The 513-nt window shown below is 47.0% G+C and carries 2 protein-coding genes; both read left to right on the top strand.

What is annotated here, in order from left to right; translation table 11 throughout:
* Window positions 1–82: 82 nt before the first annotated feature.
* Entirely contained in the window at window positions 83–304 is a 222-nt protein-coding gene (locus tag P5674_RS25835) for an HNH endonuclease (RefSeq protein WP_315643301.1), read from the top strand.
* A complete protein-coding gene (locus P5674_RS25830) occupies window positions 264–488 on the top strand; it encodes a hypothetical protein (protein WP_014275740.1) in 225 nt (74 codons plus the stop codon). Before P5674_RS25835 ends, P5674_RS25830 begins: the two co-directional genes overlap by 41 nt.
* The last annotated feature ends 25 nt before the right edge of the window (window positions 489–513 follow it).

Below are 513 nucleotides of genomic sequence, written 5' to 3'. Positions count from 1 at the left end.
TAGGTGGCAACGTCTACTGGTGAAATCATATTATGCCCGACTCTTAGCAGTGCGGCTGTAGGGGCGGGTTCCACGGTCAGCCATGCTTCCCAACAGTCAGCTTAATAAACCCGCCCCCCAAGCGGGTCAAGGCAAAAAGACAGCCGGTGTCGATGGAAGGATAGTAATATCTCCAAAACAAAGGTTTGAATTAGCTGAGAGCATTAAAGGAAAACTCAAAGCAAAAGCACTTAGGAGAGTATGGATACCAAAACCTGGTAGGGATGAAAAAAGCTGGAATAGGCATTCCTACAATCCAAGATAGAGCAAGGCAAGCCTTGGTTAAATCGGCTCTCGAACCTGAATGGGAATCGAGATTTGAAGGCACAAGCTATGGGTTCCGTCCCGGACGGTCAGCCCAAGATGCAATAGCACGAATCTATCTATGTATTAAGCATAGTAGTTATTATGTGTTGGACGCAGGTGCGAGACGTTCGGGTATGAAATAGGGCTGAAATGCCCGAAATAACTACC

It is taken from the genome of Limnospira sp. PMC 289.06, from assembly GCF_032350395.1.
Lineage (GTDB): Bacteria > Cyanobacteriota > Cyanobacteriia > Cyanobacteriales > Microcoleaceae > Limnospira > Limnospira platensis.
Note: the sequence above shows the minus strand (reverse complement) of the source record. Positions and strands in the feature narration are given on the sequence as shown.

Bases quoted from the DNA above. Each gene is read 5' to 3' on its own strand.
- P5674_RS25835 (WP_315643301.1), top strand. From the start codon at position 83: ATGCTTCCCAACAGTCAGCTTAATAAACCCGCCCCCCAAGCGGGTCAA.
- P5674_RS25830 (WP_014275740.1), top strand. From the start codon at position 264: ATGAAAAAAGCTGGAATAGGCATTCCTACAATCCAAGATAGAGCAAGG.